We start from the raw sequence: 18548 nt of genomic DNA, 5'->3' as shown, positions 1-18548 counted from the left end.
CCTGCGAGGAAAGCACCTCGGCCTCGCGCAGCTTGTGGATGATCTCTTCGGAACTAAAGCGTTTCTTGGGCATCGTCCAGTCTCCTCGTCATAAGTCTATGAACTTTGGATCTGGACCAGAAATTTCAGGTCAGCTCACGGCAGTTCAGCAGTTCAATGAACGCAGCGCCGAGGTGCATCTTGGAAAACTCGTGAAGCTTTGGCCCGAAGCCTGTCCCTTCACCTGTCTCGCCATCGTCTCCCTTCCCTACTTCTGCAAGGCCACGGGTTGGAAAATACAAGTGCGCGTGGAACCCTTGCTTGTCCGGTGGCTTGAGGTTGCCAAGAGCATCCCTATCGGCATCTCTGTGTAGGCCGAGGGAAACCGGGACATGCAGCTCATCGCAAATGAAGCGAGCCATCTCTTCGGCTAGGTCACCTGCGTCCTGGTCGGACAGGCAAAACGGGATAGGGATGCGGTAGTCGCGGGCTACCTGAGCATCCTTCCTTTTCTCTGAAGCTTCCACCCGGTTCCACAACTCAGCGGGGTCAGTGGCCCAAGCTGGTGCGCCAGCTGGTGCAATGGTCAAGGCGCGAACAATTTCTTCGCCCAACTCTCTCTTCCTGAAGTCATGCCAAACCTTGGCTTTTTCATCATAGAGGCGAAGACCTAGACGATAGGCGGCGCCGGCAACGGCGGAATGGCCTTTCGAGCGCGTGTGGACTTCGAGATGTGGGCGAGCGTGTAAATGCATATGTGTCCTCCATGAGAGATAGGAATAGGTCTTCCATGACCATGTCCAACATCAAAACAGAAAGCCGATGCGTGTCAAGGCGTGCAGTGAAAATTAAAAAGCCAACCTTGCGTATAGGTTGGCTTCGATTGCTCTTGATGTTGGGTTGGCTTTACGCGGTGTTGGAACAACACATAGACGCGCTCTTCAATTCAAAATTGAGCTAACACTCAGCTATGTGCTCGACAACCACAAACCTGGTTTAGAAGAACCGCCAATCCCGCCGCCACCCCTGGCGTAAATTCAAGCATAAAATCGCCAGTAACTTTTTGTATAGGATTTTGCTCACCCGTACCCTTCTGTAACTCATGTAGCGGAACAACGACCAAAGAACCAGCTTTATAATCATGAGCTCCTTTCGGAGGATCGAGTGAAACACCGATGTGCAATTCCGTACCTTTCATCATGATGTGCCCGTCCGCTGGCACTTCAATGTCTATATTGACGTAGCAATTTTCTTGCTGCATCGAAACGCCAGATGAAACCCTTGCAATAACTCTAACACCTCTTGAAGAATACGAAGAAATAATACCTGGCAACTTCATCCTACCCCCGGCATTCTTATTTGGATCGCCACGAAAAAGCGGCCAAACAACGGGTTGCACATTGACAGTAAATCGAGCCAATTCGCCCGCCAAGTTACAAGCAGACTCCAAAGACATGTAAATATCCACCCGATTTTTAGTCTGTGTCGGCGGATTCTTCTTTACTTTAAAAAGAATGTCCTTATCGTACAGAGCTATATTTCCATTATCAATTGAAGTTACTGACAGACCAGGTGAATGGCCAACATCAACGGCATTACTATAATAAATAGGAACACCCGTTGAATTATTTGCAAGAAACTGAATCTTATTTATCATTGTTTTCATATTGATCTCCTTTTAATCTGTGATAATCTAATTAGGTGGTAGAAATCCTGTGAAGCTGGAGCAAGTATCTCTGATGATTACCAGAAATGAAATACGCAGACGCTTATCTTCCTTCTCAAAGGAATGGGCTCAAGCGTCTCGTGAAAATGCCGATAGCAAACTATTCTGGGCAAGATTCTACGAGTGCTTCGGCGTCAGGCCAGAATCTGCCACCATTTACGAAAAGGCCGTTTCAAAAATCGATGGCGCCCGTGGCTTCATCGATAGTTTTATTCCCGGAAAACTTATCGTGGAGCACAAAAGTCGTGGCCAAGACTTAGCTCGCGCCTTCCAACAAGCCAGCGATTATTTTCTTGGCCTAAAGGAACATGAGCGTCCACGCTACATCATCACTTCGGACTTTGGCAGATTCATTCTTACGGACTTAAAGAACGACACCACACATGAGTGCAGTCTCAAGGATCTGTCAAAGCATGCAGATTGGTTTGCATTCTTGGTTGATGAACGACCAGAGCAAATCAAAGAAGAGTCCAAGATCGACCGAAAGGCGGCCTACCAAGTATCTCGCTTACATCAGGCCCTTCTCGATATACGCTTTGTCGGTCATGACTTAGAAGTCTTCATGACTAGATTACTGTTCTGTTTTTTCGCTGACGATACTGGAATTTTCGGTGAAAACGGACAGTTTCTTAGACTTATTGGTCAAACTAGAGAAGATGGCAAAGACCTGGGGCCACTTCTTGCCGAGCTTTTCCAGGTGCTCGATTCCTCACGAGAAATCCGCCAAGCCACTCTCGATGAAGATCTCAAGAATTTTGAGTACATCAACGGCAGCTTATTTTCAGAGCGGACCAATATCCCGGCTTTCAATTTTTCCCTACGAAACGAACTCGTTGCGTGTGCTCAATTGGACTGGAGCAGTATTTCGCCCGCTATTTTTGGGGCGATGTTCCAAGGAATCTTGGAGCAACAGCATCCAGAAGCAAGTAAGCGTCAAGCGACCCGAAGAGAACTAGGCGCTCACTATACGAGTGAGAGAAATATTCTTCGATTGATCAATCCGCTATTTATGGATGATCTTCGAGCTGAGCTTCATTCCCCTAAAAGGGCAAAGGCTTCGCTTCGAGCGCTTTACGATAAGCTTCCAAGGCTCACTTTTCTTGACCCAGCCTGTGGGTGCGGAAATTTTTTGGTCATTGCATTCCGTGAACTTCGTCTTCTTGAAATGGAAGTTATTGCGGAGCTGTGGGGGGATCAACGAGGAGTTCTTGATGTCTCGACCCTTTGCAGGGTCAACGTCCACCAGTTTTACGGAATTGAGATTGATGATGCCGCTGCTCATATTGCCCGAGTCGCACTTTGGATTACCGATCATCAATTGAATCTTGAGGCAGCTGGGCGGTTTGGAACAACCCGTCCAACCGTCCCGCTTGTTACTAGCCCTACGATTGTCTGTAGTAACTCACTTCATCTGGATTGGAGTTCTGTGCTCCCGTCCCCCGATTGCCACTACATTCTTGGTAACCCTCCTTTTGTGGGAGCCAAGTACATGAGCGATAGTCAGCGTGCCGACATCGCTCCAGTTTTTAGAACTATCGAGAATGGCGGGCTTCTTGACTATGTTGCTGCATGGTATGTCAAAGCAACCACTTACATGCTCGGAAACACGTCGATTCGCGCTGCATTCGTTTCTACTAACAGCGTTTGTCAAGGTGAACAAGCCGGTGCGCTTTGGCCCTGGCTCCTTGGAAAAGGCGTCCATATTTCTTTTGCGCATCGAACATTCCAGTGGAATAACGAAGGAAAGGGGGTTGCCGCCGTTCACTGCATCATCGTTGGCTTTGGTCTTCAAGACGCCAGTAAGAAAATCCTCTACACCTACAGTGACATTAAAGGCGAGCCAACATCCAACTTGGTTAAAAACATCAACCCATATCTAACCGATGCTCCAGATGTCGTACTAGGACGACGCTCAACGCCACTTTGTCATGTACCAAAAATGAGCGTTGGCAACAAACCAATAGACGGTGGTTTGTATCTATTTTCAACGGAAGAGATGCACGAATTTGTTGACAAAGAACCCAACGCCAAACCGTATTTCAAGCGTTGGCTTGGTGCCGATGAATTTCTCAACGGTTATGAACGTTGGTGCTTATGGCTGGGTGATATCGAACCAAATGAACTTCATTCGATGCCTTTATCAATGGAGAGAGTTGCATCCGTGCGAGCCTTCCGCATGTCGAGTAAGAGTGCGCCCACGAGAAAGCTAGCTGAAACACCTCGTAGATTTCACGTTGAATTTATGCCAAAAGATGAATACCTCGTGATACCTGAGGTTTCTTCCGAGCGCAGAAATTTCATCCCTATTGGATACATAGGCCACCAAACCTTGGCCAGCAACCTCCTTCGTGTTCTGCCAGGCGCAACTCTATTTGAATTCGGCGTACTTTCCAGTTCGATGCATAATGCATGGATGCGTACAGTCGCGGGACGACTCAAGAGCGACTACCGCTACTCTGTAAACGTTGTTTATAACAACTACCCCTGGCCAACCTCCATCTCCGATACACAGCGACAGGCCGTAATATCCGCCGCAGAATCGGTCTTGATTGCCAGGAAAAATCACCCGAATGCAACACTGGCAGAGCTGTACAATCCGAATTCCATGCCAAATGACCTGATGTCAGCGCATGCGGCGCTAGACAAAGCGGTGGATCTTACTTATGGCTACCGAGGATCAAAGGCTGATTCCAACCGCGTATCCTTTCTTTTCGAACTATATGCAAATTTGGTTGAAAAAAATAGTCATTGATGTGCAACGATCTTCCACTTAGCACAGCAACTCGACTCTTCTTTCGACAGTTTATTGAGTCGAAAATTTATACCCTTCATCGGTTCTTGATTGATTCTTTAAATTCCTCAATCGACATCATGGGCTCGGTGCGATGAATCATTCGATGGCAATTGGCACATAAGATGGCTAAGTCGCTCAAAGAAGTCTTCCTTTCACCACCTTTGGAAAGAGGTCTTAGGTGGTGTACCTCCCCATAGCCTTCCCCTAACTCACCATAGAATTTCTGAAAATCAAAATCACATACTTCGCACACCAGTGTTCCCTTTTGTGCAAGAACACTAGCTTTTTTTGACGAGACCAAGGTTGCATTTCTCTCTCGAGTCTTATGGACAACGAGTTTTTGGCGCCCCTCCGGACTCAAGAAAGATTGATCATCAACATCTGCAAGGTGTCCATTGAGCTTAGTTTTTCTTCCCTTGTCGGCGATAAAACTTGCCCATGTTTTAATCACTTTTTTGTCTTCAGATACAAGCGCAGACTTCTCGAGTACTCTTACAAATCGGTTTAAGGACTGCCCTTTTAACTCAAGAGTCGGCCCCCTTACCCATACTCCGCTCTCGCCAAGAACAAGATTGCGTGCACCAGCAATTGGCTTTTTCAACAAAATTGACTTGCCTTCATCGCACCAGTAAGTCCAAATCAAATTGCGGTATCCGCGTTTATCCCCTGATTTGGATCGGTGTTGGCTTTCTGCGTAGACGCATCCTGCTTGTAGGCCCACTACCAAATCACCCCGTTTTTCTGCTGTCTTCGCTGTAATCGTGACAAGAGCAAAAGGCTCCCCCATTCGTATTGCCTTGAGGTGCTTTGGAGGAAGATATCCTCGGACCACTCCTTTTTCGGGCAGAAAATTCACAGCCTCCTCGAATCCATCCATCGGCGATGACTTATGAATTTCTTGGTACTCAGCCTCTGTCACATACTTACTGTACGCGCGACCAGAACGAGGGTCTGGGTTAAGTCGAACGACAAATACTCGCATTACCAAAATCCTATGGTTTTGTGGATGGAATGATGTTCATTCCACGGCAACGCAGACCCAGCCCATTGCTCTTTCAAGAAAAGGCTGACCAAGACAGGATGTTCCAAATGCCACATACGGGCCTGCGTCTACCCAGCCTCAATCAATTTATTGAAGACACGGGTACCCCAATTGCGATTTGTGTTCACGCTCACAGCCCCCTGTATGCGTGTATGGCCGTATTCCTGGCCGGTCCTTAGATTGTCACTACCCAGGCCCTAAGTGAGACCTTCATCACATAGTGGACCATTTCAGGATGTGAAGGGAATGTGATCAAAGGTGGAGCGCAAACCCATCTCAAGGGCTGAAACGAATAGCCGATAATTTCCCTTCAATCTGGCCCGAGGGAATCGGTGGTAATGGAAAGTTCCGACAACATATTTTGCAGGCTTGGCACATGGATAGATTCGAAGTTCCCTGAGCTGCAAGACAAGCCAAGCAAGTCACGGCCTCAAGCAAACTTGAACACCCCCCTTCGAGGCATGAAGCCATCGACCGCCTTTCGAAGAATCGTTCGATTTGCAAGGCCAACGTTTACCATCACGATGGCACTAAGCATGATAAGTCTTGGGGCAAGCGAACATGTTCAACATATTCTGTTTGCTTCCTTTACCAATCTCATGTCGCTAACGCTAATCAAGCTTTCTAGCTACATCATTATTATTCTTCTAGGCCTACATCTTGCGCTAAATCAGATGCGCGCCATGTCCACGGCCATCAAACAAATCACATCCTTTGTTTGTGAAGCGGGCTTCGACTGCACAAGTTCTACCATTGGTGTTGTCGCAGGCACTTGGCTCGCCATGTGTTTCACAAATGGGTTCCTATCAGGCACCGCTTCTGTTGCGTTGGCGGTTTGCCTTGTTCTTCTCATGAATCTGGTTTTCTGGTTTGCCATCAATTTTGAGAGTACATGGGACAAGATTGGCATTACTGCATTGACATCTCGACACAAAGTGATTGTGGGCTGCCTTCTCACCCTTGTCGGGCTGTTCTATTTACACGGTGAGCCTTGGAAAGAATTGGCTAACAATGCAAGCGCCTGCCCTTCCACCAAACCTGTTCCCGCATGTGTCTCGTTTTGCCTCAATGTGAAGACATGACGCCACGTTGGTGAGTAGGCAATGCGGGCCCGGGGTTCGTTGCCCCCCTTGGGATGCGAACCTTTGGAAGGGTCTAAAGTTACGGCGGCCTTCGGGTGGCAAAGTGGTCAGGCAACGGACTGCAAAGCCGTAGACGCGGGAGTCGAACCCGCGTCCGAATTTGGTACCCAGGAGAGGAGTCGAACCATACCTCCGGGTGGCCTTTGAGGGTTCAAGCCGGTACGCTATTGAAGTCCCAACCAAGACACTAAAATTGTGTCGAATGAGATGCCAGATGAGGTCTAGCAGACTAAAGGGCATCAAAGGGTTGGCGAAAGCGCCCTGGGCGTTCCCGCCACCTCCACCATCAAAACAAAAAAGCCCGGCGATTTCTCGCCGGGCTTTTTTGTTGATCATCGCCGGCACCCTACAGCAACACTTATCGCCAACGGCAACCAATTGACCTAAATCAAACAGACCCAAGTCGTTATTTCAGCGCATGTATAGCACCGTGCTGCCTCGCTGCGCGGTCACTGATTCGGTAGAGCCGGTTCCGTACAGCCATTTTATGAGCGGCGCCGTCCCGTCCAAGTGCCAGCAATGCTCCATGCTGTTTGAAGGCGTCTGCAAACGCACCATAGTCCCGGGCTAAACCTCTTCCCAGCGGCACGCATCAGACGCTCGATGCGCAGTCGAGTGCCGACTCCTGAAAAGCCACTCCGAGGTGAACTATGACGTTGGTAGGCAAGGGTATTCTTGTCGCGATTCTATGGTCCATCATCGGACCGTGCGCGGCACATGCAGAGTCAACAACGGTTACCCGACTCGATGCCTACCTCGACCAGGCGCACCAAGCTGGCTTATTGAACGGAAATGTCCTGATTGCGGATCATGGAAAGATCGTTCTTCGCCGCGCGATCGGTTACGCGGACGCATCCCGCACGCTCCCCCTGAAGCTCTCGGACCGCTTCGACATCGGGTCGATCTCTAAGGAGTTCGATGCCGTCGGTATCTTGATGCTTGCGCAGGAGGGGAAGCTTGCGCTGACCGATCCCGTGTCGAAGTTCTTGCCTGACCTGCCGCCCTGGGCGGCAACGGTGACGATCGACGACCTGATGCATTGCACGAGCGGCTTACCCGACATCGATTGGGATACTGTGCACAGCGATGCGGATGCTTACCGCAATCTCCGCGCGCTCAAGCAGCTCGATCATCCGGCCGGTACGCATTACGCCTACAACAATAACAACACGTTCTTGCGCCGGCAGGTGATAGAGAAAATCAGCGGCATGAGCTTCGACGAGTTCATCACGAAAAGGGAATTTCCGAAGGCCGGCATTCGCGACGCCGTGATCGACCCGACGGAAGCCACGCCCAGCTTCGCCAAAAGTTTCGACGCGAATTTCAAGCAGGATCCAATGACGCTGGACATCAGCGGTTGGACGTCATTGACCACGGACGATTTGTTCCGCTGGTCGAACTGCATGGCCAGTTTCTGCCTCATCACGCCAGACAGCACACGCCAGCTCGGGATCGGGCGGCATCCCGGCTGGTCCACGGCGCTTGGGCATTGGGATGTGATCGGCAATCAGTTGATGAAGCATGTGCACGATGGCAACAACCATAACTTCGAGGCCTTGCTGACAACGGACGCTTCCAAGGGCCGAACGATCATCATTGAGACCAACCAGAACGATCATGTCTACGCCTTGGCCGATGCCATCAATGCGATCCTCGATGGCAAGCCTTAAAGGGCCGTAGGCAGCCAGGCATATTTAACTGCCTCCGCCCTTCCCTTGGCGCCAGGTGGTTTCCGCCAGCCATAGCGGCAAAACATCCCCTTCATGGCATGGGAGCAGGGTCGATTTTCCATAACCTGCTGCACATGTAAAAATGGACAGGATAAATATCGGCCGTCCATCGTATATGAAAGCACAAGCGGATGAACTCGCAGCAAAAATCGTCGACGCCGTGCTTGAGGAGCGATGCGCGTCCGAGGAAGGCATGCGTCGCTACCGGCCACTGCTTGAGGAACGAGCGCACAGGATCGTTGCACGCCTCGTGATTGATCCGGGTGAGGAGAGCGAGTCCAACGATGATCCTCTCCATCAGATCCATGCCCTGTTCAAGCTTGCCGATGCTACCGTCAAAGACGAACTAGGCAGCCATCGCTATCCCAAGCCGGCATGCCCGGATAGTGGTGGATGCTCGATGTGCTGCACACATATGCGCATTGTTCTTAGCGCGCAGGAAGCTTGTGCCATTGCCAAAGAACTGCTTGGGCTTACGGAGCCTGAAAAGGCGGAGATCGCGCGCCGGCTTCCTTCACTCGGAAAATCTGGACCGGGTTCGCAATGTGGCCTGCTGGACGAACAGGGGTTATGCACCCTTTACGCAGCACGCCCCATCAACTGCCGCACACATCGCTCATGCTCGATCACTGCTTGCGAGGATCGTGTCCGGCTCGGCCGGAATGCGGGCGAGGAGGTGGTGTTCGCATACCCATTCGACGACCTGGTCCGCAAATCGTTCCACCACGCGGTGCAGCCGGGTGGAACGCCGCACTTTCTTGAAATGAACACGTTCCTGTCGAACGTTCTGCATGACAAAGAAAGCCTTGCGGCATGGGCGTCCGGGCAGATTCCAGCCGAGCACGGTGCATAGTGTTCTGGGTCGACTTGGCACGCTAGCGGTACGCAAAGAAGGCCGGAACCTTTCTTTGTCGCACTGGACTTGGCAACTATTCGGCCTCGATCATCAGGCTCGGCGAACATTGCGACACATTCATTTTTGCGCGGTGGTACCTGTAAGTAGTAGTCGCCCGATGCTTGTCTCCTCGAATCTACTTTCTTTGACGTTCTTTAGCTTGATAATCAGCCCGCGTCCCAACACCCCCATGCAGGACAAAAGGGGAACCACTAGAATTTCATCCTGTCTCGCCTGGGTTAACAGATCGTAGTATCCCGCCATGAGCGCGACTGGCACCGCGGCAATAAGCCCGAGATAAAACAGGTCAATTTTCTGTCCCACCAGGTCGTCGCCAACATCGCGCCTCACCTTATTGTGCACGTGATATTTGGGAGCGGCTAACCGCTCCAGCCTCTCCGCAGCGACGCAATTGGCCACCAATAGTGCGTGATAGACGCCTCTATCCAGCAGCCACAACAGGGCAACGCCGATAGAACTACCCATTGCGATGAGACACGCCAGGCGCGTGGCATGCTCGTCCTTCAGATGGGAGTGCACCCAACCCATTGCGCCAAGCGCGGCAATCATCCATCCAGACGCCAGCTTCCTGTATTCGGCCTGGATCGTGTTGAAGTGACGCTCATTTGAGCCAATCTCCTTGAGTACTTCAATAGTCGAGCTTCTTGGCTCGCCGGGAATAATTGCTTTGCGCACATCCATGCCCTCTGTAGTTGGTAAATTTCCTTACCTCAACAATCCGCATCGCGACCAATCTGCGGCACGTCAATCAACTTGGCTCCATCTTTTTTAATATCAGGCTTTACCGGGATCCTGCCTTAGATAAATAGCCTGCGGCACCTTCTTTGAGCACTCCGCATTGATAGCCACGAATTTATTTCCGTACTGGAAGGTGGCGGTTGTGCTCCCGCCACCCAGCGAAGGCCGTGGTCGAACCTTGGTCCAACCTGCTTGCTTGAGTGCATCTTCGAGCGGCGAGATGGGAACGCATTGGCCGCCAGCCGCTGAAGCGGGCCGGAAAGCGAAAACACGAAGGTCGATCTCAAGCGCCGCATCGGTGACTTTGTACAAGCGCCGAGGATGAGGCCCTGGTACAAAACGAGCGGGACCTTTGTCTAATGGGTAAAACGCTTCGGATACGCCCAGTTTGACGGCCCACCCTCCCTTGCCCGACATGTCCAGCGCGTAAGCCGCAATGCGGGAATGGTCATAACCCGTGGTTATGTCGGGCAGACCGAGAGCCTCTTTCACCGTCTCCACGCTGTCTACAGACTGCTTGTCTGTCGCCAAGGCCGTTATCCGGGAAACCATCTCGTCGAATCCATAGGCGCATTTCGCAGTCTGGATGGCTCGAATCTTTGGAATGATTGGGCTCTTGGGCTCAGGCGGACCTTTAACGCATGCCACTCCCTGCCCTGCAAAGGCGGGACCGGCGAGACAGAGTGCAAGAACGGCGAAAAGTGGAAAAAGCACCGATGCGAGCGAATGGCAGGTGCGCTTCATGGGGTACCTCATCGAGCAACATAACGTCGCGGAGTTTAAGTATCGGTCCTTCCCAGGAAGAAATACGACGCCAGCAACGATAGTACGTGCTTGATGCCGGGCGCCGTGAAGAGGCCACCCGCCAGGCGGGCAATACCCTCGATGCAGGCGGCGCAGGCCCCTGATAATAAAGAGGGTCGACTGGCGCTTTGGGCAGCCCACCAAGAACAAGCCTGATTAACTATTGCGGCCCATAAGGCCGCCTTGCTAATTTAAATGCCGGTCTGGACATCCAGGCAACGCAGCCGGAACGCTGCGGCCATTCGTTGCCACAGGGGGCACGTCGTGGGTTTGATGATGGGATATCGCTGGCGCATGGCTTGCGCCCTGCTCATTTTATTGCTGATTGCTTGCCTGCCCCTCAACGCCCGGGCGGATATCTATAAATGCAGCAAGGCCGGCGCCGTTACATATCAGGACACGCCCTGCGAAGGGGCCAATGTGCAAGCCACGCACGTCGAGGCGCCAGGCTCAAGTAATTTCGTGGGCTGCTTTGCTTCCGGCGTAAATAATGCGGGGCTTTCCGTCGAAATACGCGCCAACGGTGCGGGCACCTATCAGATGATCGACGAGCACAATCCGCTGGCAGCGGGTGTGACGCTGAGAGCTACAACCTATGAGGAGCTGAAGGCGGTAAGCGAGGGGCTCCATATATCCGTCAGCGAGGGGCTCAGTCGCGATACCGGCCGGCCCGTCACCATGAATGTTTATTCGGTTCGCACGGGATATCACTACCAAATACGGTCCACGCCGGTTGCAACGGCTATTTCGCCGGCCAGCCTGTATGGCATTTACCACGGCACCAGTTCGGATGGGCAAGCCATTACCTTGCTCTACAGAGGCGGCGGTGTGCCGCAATTGGTGACCAAGGGATCCTGCCCGACCTATTGATAAGTATAGGAAGGGTGCTCGAATCTGCTTCAGGCTCAATCGCGCTCGTGCCAAGCGAACCGCATGAGTGACAGCATGTTCACACCCGCCGCGCTCAGACGTTCGACACAACGCGGCCAGCGCTGACCGACCTACCCCTGACTTGGTGTCCGATGCTCCCATCGTGCCAAGCGACGCCCGGATGCAGCGCTGGCCGCACCTTATGGCGCGATGTTTCGCGTCCCACCGTCGACAAGTAGCGAGGAAAACGATGCCTTACATCATCCAACAAGCAACCGGCACAAATCCGCCACTGGTCAGCGAGTGTTGCTGGGGCGAAGCGGTGGAAGTCAATTTCGGTGCGATGACCAGTTGCATCGCCCTGGTCCAGCAAAGTGCGGACGCAGCCAGTTCCATTCGTGTCATTCATCTGGCCCTGATCAGCGAGGATGGCACGCCCGTGTTCGACCCGGATTCCAATGTGCTTGGACAGATCGGCGACATCATGGGGCTGCAGGGTGATTTGCGGGCGTGCATCGGGTGCATCGATTTCTGGCAGGCAAGCAGCTCCGTAGAGGTGCAGGAATTTTTCTACGCGCTGATCGAGCAACTGCAAATCGGTACCCTGTTGCAATTACCCGATGGCCCACTGCGTGCCCGCTGGGGCAACGACACCATTCAATACGCACTGCAAGGCAGCGGCTGGGTGGATATTCCTTACTGACGCAGCTTTCACACCTGCATCACAAACAAAAGTGCCGCGCATTTTTCATGCTGGTTCGGCATAAAAAGCCTGCGTTCTTTTCGCCGTCATCACATTCGATATGCGACAAAGTCGCCGTCGGGTGACACTGCCTCCCAGGGTTCCCCTGCCCTGTGAGTCTTCCGACCAAAGCCGCCGCAATGGCGGCTTTTTCTATGGGTGATGGCAAGCCGTCGTCGCAAGTTTTACGTAAGCACTGATCGGCCTGCGCCGACAACAACTGCTTCGTTCGCTCAGCGCAACAAGGCCACCCTGGGCGCTGCCTGGATGACCTCGTTTCCTGCTCGATCCTCCGCAATAACCTGGGGCTTACTTGTATTTACCCTCCACGCTGTTATCACTTGGCGCGAACCCTGGCGTTTCCCCCGCTTGTCGCGTTGCTTGAGTACGGCGGTTCCCAATCACGCCGTTGCTTACTTGGCCGCCATTCCGGCCTGCGCCGGCATGACAAAACTTCAGGTACAAATCGTGATCGACCATTCCCATCGAGAGGATTAAAGCAATGGAATATCGGCGTTTAGGCGCATCGGGCTTCAAGGTGCCCGTGTTGAGTTTCGGCACCGGCACGTTCGGCGGCAAGGGCGATTTTTTCAAGGAATGGGGCAGCACCGATGTGGCCGAAGCGCGCCGCCTGGTGGACATCTGCCTCGACGCAGGCGTCACCATGTTCGACAGTGCGGACATCTATTCCTCCGGCGCCGCCGAGTCGGTGCTGGGCGAGGCGATCAAGGGCCGCCGCGACCAAGTGCTGATTTCCACCAAGGCCACCTTCCGCTTCAACGACCAGCCCAACAACGTCGGCTCCTCGCGCTATCACCTGATCAAGACTTGCGAAGCAGCGCTCAAGCGCCTGGGCACCGATTACATCGACCTGTTCCAACTGCACGGCTTCGATGCGATGACACCGGTGGAAGAAACCTTGTCCACGCTGGACGAGCTGGTGCGCGCCGGCAAGATCCGCTATCTGGGCGTATCGAATTTCTCCGGCTGGCATTTGATGAAGTCGCTGGCGGTGGCGGATCGCTACGGCTATCCGCGCTATGTGGCCAACCAGGCGTACTACTCGCTGATCGGCCGCGACTACGAATGGGAGCTCATGCCGCTGGGCCTGGACCAGGGCCTGGGTGCGGTGGTGTGGAGCCCGCTCGGCTGGGGACGCCTCACCGGCAAGATCCGCCGCGGCCAGCCGCTGCCCACCGTAAGCCGCCTGCACAAGACCGCCGACATGGGCCCGCAGGTGGAAGACGAATACCTGTATCGCGTGGTGGACGCGCTGGACGAAGTCGCCCAGCAAACCGGCAAGTCGATTCCGCAGGTAGCCCTGAACTGGTTGCTGCAGCGTCCCACCGTCTCCACCGTGGTGATCGGCGCCCGCAATGAAGAACAGCTGCGGCAAAACCTCGGCGCCGTGGGCTGGAACCTCAGTGCCGAACAGGTGGCCAAGCTCGATGCCGCCAGCGAGGTCACGCCGGTTTACCCGTATTGGCACCAGCGCGGTTTCGCCGAGCGCAATCCGCCGCCGGTGTAAGCGCAAGAACCTGCTAAACGATGGCGCCCGCATCCGCCTGCGAAGCGGGCGCCATCACCAGCCGGCTTCGCTATGCTGCCGGGCAATCCAGCCGGCCCACTCCCATGCAACCCAGCCTCGACACCGCGCCTGCCCTGCTGCCCATACTCGATGAACTGAAGCAGCGCGAGCCGATTTTCCACCGTGCCGAATTCGGCACCACGCGCCAGCAGTTCGAGGCCATGACCGAAGCCGACTTCTGGGAGGTCGGCGCCTCCGGGCAACGCTACAGCCGCGACTATGTACTCGATGTGCTGGAACAGCGCTTCCAGCATCCCGCCGAGGATGTGTGGGAAACCAGCGAGTTTCATTGCCGCCAGATCGCCGCCGACAACTACCTGCTCACCTATACGCTGAAACAGGGCGCGCGCGTTACGCGTCGCGCAACCCTGTGGCGGCATACGGCGGAGGGCTGGAAGATCGTTTACCACCAAGGCACCGTTGTCGCCGCCGCTTGAACATGCAACGGCACCGCCCATCACGCTAAATGCCGCGCCCTGACAGCGAACCGCGCGAAATATCGCTCTGTTGAATCTTGCCCAGGTTGCCGGGCACGTTTTCGTCGATGGTCTTGTCGCTGGTCCATGCGTGCATGAAGCGGCCGCTCTGGTCGAATACCAGCAGCGCGGACACGGTCTTTTCGATCTTCCTGGGAATCTTCGAGCCCACCACCGGGCCGCTGTTGCCGCTGTCGTCGATAACGCGGACCGTGCTGACGTACTGCAGCTTGTCGGTGCCGTCCGGCTCCTTGGTTTCGTGGAACGGGGCTCCGAACGCTGCCTCCACCTCGGCAACCGTGGTAACGCCCGGCTTCAATGCAGACAAGGATTGCGCATCGACCACCTTGCTCTTCGTCGTCGCGCACGCAGCAAGCACGAGTGCGGCCAAGGGCGCTGCAAGCCAATGTTTCATCACACCCTCCTTGGGCTGTTTTTCATCACGCGTGGCCGGCCAGACCTGGGGTATGTCCGGCGTCGCTTAAATCTCGCGCGCATTCAAGCAGCCGCCAAGAGCCATTCGGTACAGGAAAGCGACGCTATTGGCCTCCCTTTGGCACGTGCCGCCCTGCCTATTGCAATGGGGTATTCAATTCAGGCTATGCTGCCGGCGCACCACAGGGGAAATCTCAAAAACCACCACTCGCCAGCTCAAGGCAGGCCGTGCTTCGACCGATACAGGCATATGTATCGATCCATATAACCTTGCCTCCGCCGATTTCACGTTTTCTATACAACACGTACTCGTTGATAGGCGCCTTATCGATAGTTGGGTGGCCATGAGCCGAACTCTTCCTATCCAAACTCGAACCATTGAAGACGCCGAACACGCGGCGTGGCTCGCGCGTCTGATCGAAGCCACCACGCCGGAACAGGTCGCGGCGTTGATCGAAGCGCTGGCCCGGCGGCAGTCCGGCTGCGCTCGGGCGCAGGTGCTGTGGCTCAATCCCTACGGCAGCGGCCACCTGCATACCGCCACCGGCGCCAACGCACCGGATGCCGGGGTAATGGAGCTCGCGCATATGGCGCTCGACGCCGGCGAAGGCGTGCACGCGCCCGATGGCCGGCACTACGCGCTGACCCTGCTCAGCCAGGAACAAGTGGTACTGGTGCTGACCCTGAACGGCGAAGCACCGGTCAAGAACTTGCTGGCCGCCATGAGCCCGTATCTGCAACTGGGCGTGCGCCAGCTCTATCACGCGATGAAGCTGGCCGATCTCTACGATTCGCACGCCCAGCTGGAACACTCCGAAAACCTGCAGCGCGCCCTGTTCGCCATTTCCGATCTGGCCGGTTCCAGCCTGGACATGCCGGACATGCTGCGCGAGATCCACCGCATCGTCAGCGGGCTGATGTACGCCGAGAATTTCTTCATCGTGCGCTACAACCCCGAACGCGAAACCATGCGGTTCCTGTATTACGCCGACATCGAGGACCAGGACCAGCCCGACACCACACGCGAAATCAGCCTCGACGAACGCCGCCACACGCTTACCTGGTATCTGCTTACCCAGGGCAAGGCCTTGATGGGTACCGACGAGCAACTGATGGAACAGGTCAACGGCCCGGTGATCCTGTCCGGCCCCGACAGCGACGACTGGCTGGGCGTGCCCATGCTGCACCATGGCAGCGTGCACGGCGCGCTGGTGGTGCAGAGCTACGGCAGCGGCCAGGTGTATTCGCGCGATGACCTCGCGCTGCTGGAATTCGTCGGCAGCCATATCCTCACCGCTCTGGAACGCAAGGAAAGCAAGGACGAACTGGAACGGCGCGTGCGCCAGCGCACCGAAGAACTGGCCGAGGTCAACCGCGGCCTGCGCCAGGAAGTGCGCGAGCGCCATCGCGCCGAGCGCCTGCAGGAGGCGCTATTCCAGGTGGCGCAGCTGGCCACCGCCGATATCGACGAAAACACCTTCTACGAGCGCGTGCACACCGTGGTCGGGCGCCTGCTGGACGCGCGCAATTTCTTTATCGCCCTGCTCAGCGACGACCGCACCAAGCTGGAATTTCCGTATTACATGGATGCCGGCGTGGTGCACACGCTGAGCCGGCCGATCGGCCGTGGCCTGAGCGAATACGTGCTGCGGCTGGGCGAACCCTGGTCGGGCAAGCAGGAAGACATCAAGGCGCTTACCGATACCGGCGAGGTGGTGCCGCACAGCATCGGCGATCCCTGCGCCTGCTGGCTGGGCGTGCCGCTGAAGGTGGACGAATCCACCATCGGCGTGGTGGTGGTGCAGAGCTACGACAAGAACGCCAGCTACGGCTCCATCGAAAAAGAACTGCTGAGCTTTGTGGCGCTGCAGATCGCCAACAGCATCTACCGGCGCCGCTCCGCCGCCGCCCTGCACCTGGCCAATGTGCGGCTGGAACATCGGGTGGAAGAACGCACGCGCGAGCTGCGCGCGGAAATCGCCCGCCGCGAACAGATGCAACAGCAGTTGCACCACCAGGTGATGCATGACCCGCTTACCGGCCTGCCCAACCGCGGCTACCTGCGCGAGCGGCTGGACATGGTGCTCAGCGCGATCCAGCACGAACCGCAGCGCCGCTGTGCCCTGCTCTATCTGGACGTCGATCGCTTCAAGGTGATCAACGACAGCCTGGGGCATCTGGCCGGCGACGAATTCCTCAAGGCGATCGCCCTGCGGCTGCTGGCGCATGTGCGCGAACCGGACATGGTCGCGCGCCTGTCCGGCGACGAATTCGCCATCCTGCTGGAAGATATCGAAGTCACCGCCACCGCCACCGCCATTGCCGACCGCGTACTGCACGCCATCGCAGCGCCGCTGCGCATCTCCGGCAAGGAACTGGAGCCATCGGTAAGCGTGGGTATTGCCTGCGGCGATTCCAGTTATCTGGATGCCGATGAATTGATCCGCGACGCAGATATGGCGCTGTATCAGGCCAAGCAGCTCGGCCGCAAACGCTTTGTGGTGTTCGACGAAGCCCTGGCCAAAGACATGGTCGACGTGCTCACCATGGAAAGCGAGCTGCGCAAGGCACTGCGCCAGAATGAATTCGAGCCGCACTTCCAGCCAATCTTCCGCCTCGGCGATGGCCAGATCGTCGGCTACGAGGCGCTTATCCGCTGGAACCATCCGCAGCGCGGCCTGCTCAAGCCGCATGACTTCGTGCGCATCGCCGAGGACAGCGGCCTGATCGAGGCGATCGACTGGCGCCTGTTCGAAATGAGCTGCCGCATGCTGGCGCAGAAAGGGCCGGCCGAGCAATTCGTCACCTTCAACGTATCGGCCCTGCACCTGCGTCACGCGGATTTCGACACGCGCATTTTGAAGATGCTGGAACGCACCGGACTGGCCTCATCGCGGCTGATCACCGAGGTCACCGAAGGCGCCCTGCTGGATAACCCGGAAAGCGTGCGCAGCATGCTCGACCGCTTGCGCGTGGCCGGCGTGGGCGCGGCGCTGGACGATTTCGGCACCGGCTACTCCTCGCTCAGCTACCTGCATTCGCTGCCCATGCGCATGCTGAAAATCGATCGCGCCTTCGTGCACGAGCTGGACAAGGTCGGCAGCAAGAACAGCACCACCGTGGTGGCCGCGATCCTGGCGCTGGCGCACGCACTGAATATCCAGGTGATTGCCGAAGGCATCGAAACCCAGGCGCAGTTCGACACCCTGCTCAGCATGGGCTGCGAAATGGGCCAGGGCTATTTGCTCGGCCGCCCCGCGCCGATCGACGAATGGCTGTAAACGGCGCCTGCGCTATTTGATGTGCGCCTCGGCGTGACGCTTTTCGCGTACTTCACGCAACAGTTCCAGCACCTGATCGCGATGCTCCTGGCGGCGCTTGTCCTGCGCGGCCAAGAGCTCCTGCCGGCGCGTCATATGCACCGGCGGCTGCACCTGCGGGTGCATCAGCTGGGCCAAGTAGTCGGACCATGTGCTCAGATGCCAGGGCGAGCGTGCATGGGGGGCGCCTTGGGTATTCATGAATGGCCTCGCCGGGTGCAGGGTGATGGGCGTCGTTTTTCCGCC

At 55.5% G+C, this 18548-nt stretch carries 16 protein-coding genes; 9 read left to right on the top strand and 7 right to left on the bottom strand.

What is annotated here, in order from left to right; all coding sequences use genetic code 11:
- Window positions 1-125: 125 nt before the first annotated feature.
- Complete coding sequence (locus IGX34_RS20570; protein WP_192557625.1) at window positions 126-734, bottom strand: MobA/MobL family protein; 609 nt, start codon at window positions 732-734, stop codon at window positions 126-128.
- 209 nt (window positions 735-943) lie between these two features.
- Entirely contained in the window at window positions 944-1645 is a 702-nt protein-coding gene (locus IGX34_RS20565) for a hypothetical protein (protein WP_192557624.1), read from the bottom strand.
- Window positions 1646-1694: 49 nt separating this feature from the next.
- Between IGX34_RS20565 and IGX34_RS20560 the strand changes: the two genes are divergently transcribed.
- On the top strand, window positions 1695-4457 hold the full coding sequence (locus tag IGX34_RS20560; protein WP_225737656.1) for a class I SAM-dependent DNA methyltransferase: 2763 nt from the start codon (window positions 1695-1697) through the stop codon (window positions 4455-4457).
- 76 nt (window positions 4458-4533) lie between these two features.
- On the opposite strand, the gene IGX34_RS20555 is transcribed toward IGX34_RS20560, so the two are convergent.
- Complete coding sequence (locus IGX34_RS20555; protein ID WP_192557623.1) at window positions 4534-5481, bottom strand: HNH endonuclease; 948 nt, start codon at window positions 5479-5481, stop codon at window positions 4534-4536.
- 398 nt (window positions 5482-5879) lie between these two features.
- Here IGX34_RS20555 and IGX34_RS20550 point away from each other — a divergent pair, with 398 nt between their 5' ends.
- From IGX34_RS20550 to IGX34_RS20540, 3 genes are all read left to right on the top strand, one after another.
- Window positions 5880-6623, top strand: coding sequence for a hypothetical protein (locus IGX34_RS20550; RefSeq protein WP_192557622.1), 744 nt, complete (start codon window positions 5880-5882; stop codon window positions 6621-6623).
- Between the two features lie 710 nt (window positions 6624-7333).
- Window positions 7334-8353, top strand: a complete 1020-nt coding sequence (locus IGX34_RS20545) for a serine hydrolase domain-containing protein (RefSeq protein WP_192557621.1) — start codon at window positions 7334-7336, stop codon at window positions 8351-8353.
- A gap of 175 nt (window positions 8354-8528) precedes the next feature.
- Entirely contained in the window at window positions 8529-9266 is a 738-nt protein-coding gene (locus IGX34_RS20540) for a YkgJ family cysteine cluster protein (RefSeq protein WP_192557620.1), read from the top strand.
- A 120-nt stretch (window positions 9267-9386) separates the two neighbouring features.
- Here the strand turns inward: IGX34_RS20540 and IGX34_RS20535 are convergent, their stop codons facing one another.
- Together IGX34_RS20535 and IGX34_RS20530 are read right to left on the bottom strand one after the other, a co-directional pair.
- Complete coding sequence (locus IGX34_RS20535) at window positions 9387-10010, bottom strand: hypothetical protein (protein ID WP_192557619.1); 624 nt, start codon at window positions 10008-10010, stop codon at window positions 9387-9389.
- Between the two features lie 93 nt (window positions 10011-10103).
- Complete coding sequence (locus IGX34_RS20530) at window positions 10104-10811, bottom strand: hypothetical protein (RefSeq protein ID WP_192557618.1); 708 nt, start codon at window positions 10809-10811, stop codon at window positions 10104-10106.
- A 333-nt stretch (window positions 10812-11144) separates the two neighbouring features.
- Between IGX34_RS20530 and IGX34_RS20525 the strand changes: the two genes are divergently transcribed.
- From IGX34_RS20525 to IGX34_RS20510, 4 genes are all read left to right on the top strand, one after another.
- Complete coding sequence (locus tag IGX34_RS20525; protein WP_338015523.1) at window positions 11145-11741, top strand: DUF4124 domain-containing protein; 597 nt, start codon at window positions 11145-11147, stop codon at window positions 11739-11741.
- A 250-nt stretch (window positions 11742-11991) separates the two neighbouring features.
- A complete protein-coding gene (locus IGX34_RS20520; RefSeq protein WP_192557616.1) occupies window positions 11992-12444 on the top strand; it encodes a hypothetical protein in 453 nt (150 codons plus the stop codon).
- Between the two features lie 541 nt (window positions 12445-12985).
- Window positions 12986-14011 (top strand): aldo/keto reductase, encoded by a 1026-nt coding sequence (locus IGX34_RS20515; protein ID WP_192557615.1) that lies wholly within the window; start codon window positions 12986-12988, stop codon window positions 14009-14011.
- A 104-nt stretch (window positions 14012-14115) separates the two neighbouring features.
- Window positions 14116-14508 (top strand): nuclear transport factor 2 family protein, encoded by a 393-nt coding sequence (locus IGX34_RS20510; protein WP_192557614.1) that lies wholly within the window; start codon window positions 14116-14118, stop codon window positions 14506-14508.
- A 25-nt stretch (window positions 14509-14533) separates the two neighbouring features.
- Here IGX34_RS20510 and IGX34_RS20505 read toward each other — a convergent pair whose 3' ends face one another.
- Window positions 14534-14962, bottom strand: coding sequence for a hypothetical protein (locus IGX34_RS20505; RefSeq protein WP_192557613.1), 429 nt, complete (start codon window positions 14960-14962; stop codon window positions 14534-14536).
- A gap of 364 nt (window positions 14963-15326) precedes the next feature.
- Here IGX34_RS20505 and IGX34_RS20500 point away from each other — a divergent pair, with 364 nt between their 5' ends.
- Window positions 15327-18263: a bifunctional diguanylate cyclase/phosphodiesterase gene (locus tag IGX34_RS20500; RefSeq protein ID WP_192557612.1), complete on the top strand. Its 2937-nt coding sequence runs from the start codon at window positions 15327-15329 to the stop codon at window positions 18261-18263.
- Between the two features lie 12 nt (window positions 18264-18275).
- On the opposite strand, the gene IGX34_RS20495 is transcribed toward IGX34_RS20500, so the two are convergent.
- Window positions 18276-18503 (bottom strand): hypothetical protein, encoded by a 228-nt coding sequence (locus IGX34_RS20495; RefSeq protein WP_192557611.1) that lies wholly within the window; start codon window positions 18501-18503, stop codon window positions 18276-18278.
- Between the last annotated feature and the right edge of the window lie 45 nt (window positions 18504-18548).

It is taken from the genome of Dyella acidiphila (assembly GCF_014863405.1).
Classification (GTDB): Bacteria; Pseudomonadota; Gammaproteobacteria; order Xanthomonadales; family Rhodanobacteraceae; genus Dyella_B; species Dyella_B acidiphila.
This window is presented reverse-complemented; position numbering and strand designations above follow the sequence as displayed.